Genomic DNA, 6,442 nt, shown 5'->3' on the forward strand with positions numbered 1-6,442 from the left:
GCAGTGCGACGGCATTGCTTTTTATCATACCCAGCGACCGGCCTGCCTGAGCGTGTACATCGTTCAGATGCCTGAGAATTTCCCCTTCCGTTTCCTGATACCCTTAGAATGATACCAGAAACGCCGGAGGATGAAACTCTAATAAAAGCTGTGTGCCATACCTGCTAAAATCAGGAGGCAAGCAGGAGGCACAAGCTTTTAGTGGCAAGACCTACGGCTTGAATGCCCAAAAATCCACATCCATCAACTGTCCGCCCTGGCGCTGAATGGCAGCTTCCAGATTATCCTTGTTTGTGTTTCTCTCGCTGATTGGGTACAGGAACCGGCGTGGCACAACAACTGATGGGTTAAAGCTGCGCTCAGCACTGCTTGGAGGCACCAGCTCGGGATAGCCTGTACGGCGGTAATCAACCCAGGCTTCCAATATACCCTGCCCATAAAGCGCAATGTATTTCTGATCGATGATGCGTTGCAACTTTTCTTCAAAAGACGTCAATCCATCAAGGTTGCCAAAAGATTGCAAATAAGATGCATAGTCCGCAGAAGCTATACCCAATTGCTTCATGTTAGCTTCTATTGCGTTATAAAGTGCCTCCTTTGCTTTGCCTTCGTTTGAGTTGCGCAAAAAAGCTTCTGCTTCAATAAACTTAACTTCAGCATAAGATATCAGCGGTACAGTTGAGTTCTTCTGTGCCCATACGAGGTTAATATTATTTGCTTCGTAGACAATGTAATTCTCCCCGACTCGTCTGGTATACTTGTTAAGGCGGGGGTCATTGTTTCCTACCAGCAACTCCACCAGCTGCTCACCAAGCACTATTTGCCCACCACGTTCCTGACCAAATATGGCAATAGGATTTGCTCCGTTATCTGAGCTGGAAAAGGTAAAGTTAGGTTGTGTGCCAACAGAGGTAATGCCACCTTGTGCAAGCTGGTTAAGCGCTTTAGCGGATGCTTCAGGGTCTCTTCGGGTCAAGTGCATGTAATACCTGGCTTTTAAGGAACGAGCTGTTGCGATCCATTTGGAAGCAGAGCCTTTGAAGATGAGATCATCTGCAGCGGGGGCAGTTGTGCCTGCCGGCTGGCTAAGCGCTACTATTGCTTCGTCCAGCAATAGTTGGATGGAAGCATACACACTCTCCTGCGAATCATACGCAGCCTTTAAATTGGTTTCACCATTAAAAGCCTCAGAATACGGCACATCTCCCCAGATAGAAGTTGCAATTCCTAAATTGAAAGCCATCAAAATTTTGCCAATGCCAACATAGTGCGGTTGATTCAGCTCTGTACCCCTTTGAATGAGGTCGTAACTGTCTTTCATGGCACCGGCGTACAAGCCGGTCTGCCAGTAAGGGTCAAGCGTACGCTCATCAATCACATAGTTGGTATACCCTTCGGGCTGAGCATTTATTCCCTTAAAATGCTGTACAACAACCCCTGTTACACGTGCCCCTAAAGACATCAGATTGGTTGCCGACTGAGCTTCTGTTCCGGGTAGTATCTGGTTCAGATTTACAGTTTCAGGTTTATTGGGGTTCACATTGTAATCACCAAACTCACAGGAAGTTACTGTGCAGAAAAACAGCATAAACGATAAGATTATATAATATTTTTTCATGGTTGAAAGCATATTTAGTTACGGTTGGAGAGGGAGTTCCTCAAAATACAAAGTGTAAGCAGGGCTATCCTTACTTTTTGCTTCTATCCTAACAGCTAATAAATTTTAGAATGTTACATTCAATGAAGCGCCATAGCTCTTTGTGTTAGGGAGGTTGTAGTAATCCCATCCACTGGCATTGCTGTCACCGGTAAGGTTAGTCTCCGGATCAACACCAGAGTAATCTGTAAACAGAAGCAGATTACGCCCATATACTGATATGCTGGCCCTGTTAAATGCATTCTTGAAAATTTTGGCCGGCACCACATAAGAAAGTGTCAGTTCTCTCAATCTAACCCAGGAGCCATCTTCTATGTAATTTTCAGAAACACCAAACGTACCCCCTCTGCGCCAGTAAACATCCGATAAACCGTTGGCCGGGTTAGCAAAATCAACAGGTATGGTGTTCACTTGTCCTTCTTCATTGACGCCTTCAAACACATACCCCGTAACGGTTCTTAGATCTCCGGATTCTTTTGATGTGCCCAGGTAACTGTTATAAGCTTTGGTGGCATTCCAGATGTCGCCGCCCTGGCGTATATCCCACAGGAATGAAAGGCTTAGGTTCTTATAGCTAAGGCTGTTGTTTACACCTGCAAGCCAGTCCGGATTAGGATCACCAATAGGACCTTGCGTAGCTGCTATCAAGGGCCATCCATCGTTGCCTATTATTACCTGGCCTTCCTCATTTCTCTGATATCTGGTCCCGCTCAGCACACCGTAAGGCTGCCCGGTCATCACCAAGGAAGAAAGAGCTGAGAACGACTGAAGTGATATCTGTGAAATGCCTTCAGGAAGCTCCTTTACTGTATTTTTAGATTTCGTAAAGTTAATAGATGCCTCCCAGGTGATAGCGGATGTTGAAATAGGAGTGCCGCTTAATACGAGCTCAATCCCCCTGTTTTCTATTCTCCCGGCATTGATTAATTGTTCTATATAACCTGAAGTTGCTGATATGCTAGCCTGAACAATCTGGTCTTCTGTATTGGCAACATAATAGGTCGCATCTAAGCCAAGTCTGTCGTTAAGCAATTTGAAATCACCACCAAATTCAAAGGTTGTAGTACGTTCTGCCTTTAAGTTATTATTACTCAGTGCATTTTCCTTTTGGAATCCGCTTAACCCATAAAGCGGAAATGTCGAATTAGTGAGCATATCATCTCCGTCCAGGTTTGTTCTGGTATAGTAAGTACTCGTTGAGTAAATCGGAGCATCGTTACCAACCTGTCCGTAAGAAGCCCTTAACTTCGCATAAGAAAGCCATGGATTGTTAGCAACAGATAAAGCCTCTGTCAAATCAATTCCCACACTGGCAGTTGGGTAAAAGAAGGAGTTGTTCGCTTCCGGCAGGGTTGATGACCAGTCATTTCTGCCCGTTAAGTTTAAGAACAGGTAGTTTTTGTAAGTGAATCTGAAATCGCCAAATGCCCCAAATAACCTTCTCCGGCTAAGATACTTGCTACTGGAAACAACGGATGCATTACTTATTTCATAAAAACCAGCAACACCGAGATCATCGCCTCTGCTGGACTGTAACGTATTCTCTGTATTGAAAAAGTTATGACCGATCGTGGCGTCTACATGCAGGTCAGGTGTTATGTCTTTGGAAGCTAAAAGTAAGAAGTCGGAGTTTATGTCGGTCGACGTGATCATAGCCTGGTAAACAGCGCCCTTCACGTTTGATGCGGAAGTGATGTCCCAGGCAGAATTTCGCTGATCATTGAAATTATCAACACCGATCTTGTACTTCATCTTCAACCAATCGTTCATCCTGAACTCGAAATTCATGTTTCCGATGATCCTGTTGACATCGTCTTTGTAAGGCACTTTGTTGATCGACCAGAATGGATTGTCATACGAAGCCACGTAGCGACGCTGCGTACCGTTTGGCAAGGTATAAGTAGATGCTTCCTCTTTCGCATCATGGCCCTTAAGGCCGTTGCCTATATCAAACGTGGTGGCATTTCTCATTAAACCGGCCATTACCCCAGAAACGTTAGAGCCTCTTTGGATGCGATTTCCGCCTGAGTTAATGAAAGTTACAGCGCTCCCCACAGAGAACTTGTCAGTAAGATCGAAGTTAACGGTAGATTTGAACGAGTTTCTGGAAAAATCGGAAGTTGGCACTACGCCTGTCTGGTGCAATCTGCCGGCAGAGAAATAGTACGTGGTTTTATCTGTGCCACCCGATATGGATAAGTTATTATCCCATGCGTGGCCAGTTACAAAAAAGGCATCAAATTGATCGTATGCTTGCGCAGGTATACCATTGCCCGTTCCTTTGGCTACTAACCTGCCATTCTTATCATAAGGATAATCGGTAGCTCCATCAAATTCCAGCTCAGAGAGTTTTGGCCCCCAGCTGTTTGGAGTTAGCGAAGATGCGTCTGGCCCTCTGTAAACAAACTTGCCCCCACTGATGGTACCTTGCGCATATTCGCGCTGCAATTCCGGCAGTTTGTTCACCTTGTCAAAAGAATAAGAGGTGTTGAAAGTTACCTGAGGCTTTCCCTTTGCCCCACGCTTTGTTGTAATGATGATTGCACCGTTGGCGGCACGTATACCATATAAAGCGGTAGCAGCAGGCCCTTTAAGAACAGAAAGCGACGCCACATCATTCGGGTTTATATCAATCGCCCTGTTCGAGTTATCAACCCCTGCAGTACCATTTCCGGATGAGGAGTTATCTATCGGCACACTATCAATCACAAACAGAGGCTTGTTGCTTCCTGTAATAGACTTGTTTCCTCTTATACTGATGTTAGCAGAAGCCCCCGGAGAACCGGATGACGCGGTTACAACAACACCGGCTGCTTTGCCACTGAGGGCACTAACCATATTGGTCTCTTTTGATTTAGAGATCTGCTCGGCATCCACATTTTGAATGGAATACCCGAGTTCCCGCTTATTTGCTTCTATACCAACCGCCGTTACTACGATCTCAGAAAGCGCTTTTGATGCAGCCTGCAGCTGTACATTGACTACACTTCTACCGTTAATCTGCACTTCCTGGCTGGTCATGCCTATAAAAGAGAAAACCAGCACACCGTTTTTGGGAGCCGAAATCTCGTAGTCACCGGTTACGTTTGTAACTGTTCCGGAAGTGGAGCCCTTAATACCGATACTTACGCCCGGAAGCTCCTCCCCTGTATTGGAGGTTACTTTTCCTTTCACAACTAGATTATCCTGTCCCTGGAGTTCTATCCATCTGGAAGGAACACTATTGGCAATCTTCAGCTGCGCAGCTAAAGGCAGATCCGTCGCTTTTGTATCAGATTCTTTCAGGACGAATATCTCTTCCTTTACCTTCTCAAAAGTGAGGTCATACGGCTGTAGAATATGCTTTAACTCTTCTTCTATCGTGCTAAAAGAGGGCGTAACCTGAGAAACTGTTTTCCCTTCCACCAAGTCTGCTCTATAAATGATAGAAACATTCTTCTGCAGCTGAATATTTGACAAGGCTTTCTCAAGAGAAGTGCTGCTCTTTGCACTGGAGTAAGTATTGAGCGGAAAGCTTGTTAAAGAAGCTATGTTCTGGGCATCTGCCAGTTGCCAGCTGGTAAAGGCAAAAGCAATAAAGCAAAGCTTGTAGAACTCGTGTATTCGTTTTGTCATAGGGTAGCTATATAAGGTGAAGAGACTGGTTTATAGGCTTCTTATTTTGTTTGGTAAATGGTAATGCGATCGTTCTCTCTTGAATAGTGGGCATCAAGAGACTTTGCAAGAACCTGAAGAAGCAACACCTCATTGTTAGCCTGCAAAGTGCCGTTTAGTTTATGATCGGCAAGCGCACTGTCTGCAAAGGTTATTTGCAGGTCATACCTATCTTCTATAAAAGCTGCTACTTCAGATGCTGGTGTGCTCTTTAGGTTAAGCTTGCCATCGCGCCAGGAAGTATAGAGGTCCGTATCAACAGTTTTGGCCTGTACCTTCTTTTCTTTTTCGTTGTACTCAACCAGATCACCGGGCTTCATCATAACCTCAGGCAGCTCATCATCCAAGTGCAGCCTTACTTTACCGGAGTGTAGCACAACCGTGGTTTTCTCCTTGAGAGTTAAAACGTTGAACTTTGTACCCAAGACTTCTACTTCCAGATCATCGGTATGCACTTTAAATTTCTTACCGTTCTTCCGCACTGAAAAGAATGCTTCGCCTGTGAGCCATACTTCTCTGTTGGGCTGCTTTGCCCATTCCGGTGCAAGAGAAAGAGAAGAATTTGCATTGAGGAGCACTTCCGTTCCGTCAGGTAACACCAGCGTTTTATTTTCTCCTGCCTTTGTCGCATACACGGTCATGCCCGGCTTCTTCACAAGGAGGTATAAGCCTGCACAGGCAACCAACAGAAATGCCACAGCAGCGGCTATCTGTTGCCAACCACTCCAACTGTAACTTGACATGCTTTTTGAATGGGAGCGCAGGTGCTGTTGTCTGTCAAGTAACTGCTCGTAAGCATCCACTACCTGATCATCTGTAATTCTTTCTTCAGAAAAGCGCAGCGACATGATTACATCCTCCGCAAGTTGTGCTTTCTCTTTATTATCGTCACTTGCCGATACCCATCTGTACCAATAGGAGTCGTCAGGTCTGTGGCTTAATACCCAGTCCTGAAATGTTTCATCAGCAGCAAGTTCATCTAATGAAAAGTCTTTGAATTGCATGGTGTGCTTGTTGTTTTTGGTTAGAAGTTGTTCAGTGATGCAAATGCTTCTGACGCTTCTTTTATAGAAAAGGAGCTAAAAGTCATTTTGTACTCTTTGTTTTATAAATTTTTTTATTCTTTTCCAC

Annotated in this window: 3 protein-coding genes; all 3 read right to left on the reverse strand. The window is 45.0% G+C overall.

Translation table 11 applies throughout. The features are described 5' to 3' along the window. Positions 1 to 211: 211 nt before the first annotated feature. The 3 genes from OB13_RS03635 to OB13_RS03645 all read right to left on the reverse strand — a co-directional run bounded on the left by OB13_RS03635 (position 212) and on the right by OB13_RS03645 (position 6,315). Positions 212 to 1,618, reverse strand: a complete 1,407-nt coding sequence (locus tag OB13_RS03635) for a SusD/RagB family nutrient-binding outer membrane lipoprotein (protein WP_461488786.1) — start codon at positions 1,616 to 1,618, stop codon at positions 212 to 214. 105 nt (positions 1,619 to 1,723) lie between these two features. Continuing rightward, positions 1,724 to 5,272 carry a SusC/RagA family TonB-linked outer membrane protein gene (locus OB13_RS03640; protein ID WP_461488787.1) on the reverse strand — a complete coding sequence of 1,183 codons (3,549 nt, stop codon included), beginning with the start codon at positions 5,270 to 5,272 and terminating at the stop codon, positions 1,724 to 1,726. Positions 5,273 to 5,313: 41 nt separating this feature from the next. Next, the gene (locus tag OB13_RS03645; RefSeq protein ID WP_461488788.1) at positions 5,314 to 6,315 is read right to left on the reverse strand and encodes a FecR family protein; all 1,002 of its coding nucleotides are present in this window, start codon (positions 6,313 to 6,315) and stop codon (positions 5,314 to 5,316) included. Positions 6,316 to 6,442: the final 127 nt, after the last annotated feature.

Source organism: Pontibacter sp. HJ8 (assembly GCF_054824225.1).

Coding starts and splice junctions, on each gene's coding strand:
- OB13_RS03645 (WP_461488788.1), bottom strand. CDS start 6,315: ATGCAATTCAAAGACTTTTCATTAGATGAACTTGCTGCTGATGAAACA.
- OB13_RS03635 (WP_461488786.1), bottom strand. CDS start 1,618: ATGAAAAAATATTATATAATCTTATCGTTTATGCTGTTTTTCTGCACA.
- OB13_RS03640 (WP_461488787.1), bottom strand. CDS start 5,272: ATGACAAAACGAATACACGAGTTCTACAAGCTTTGCTTTATTGCTTTT.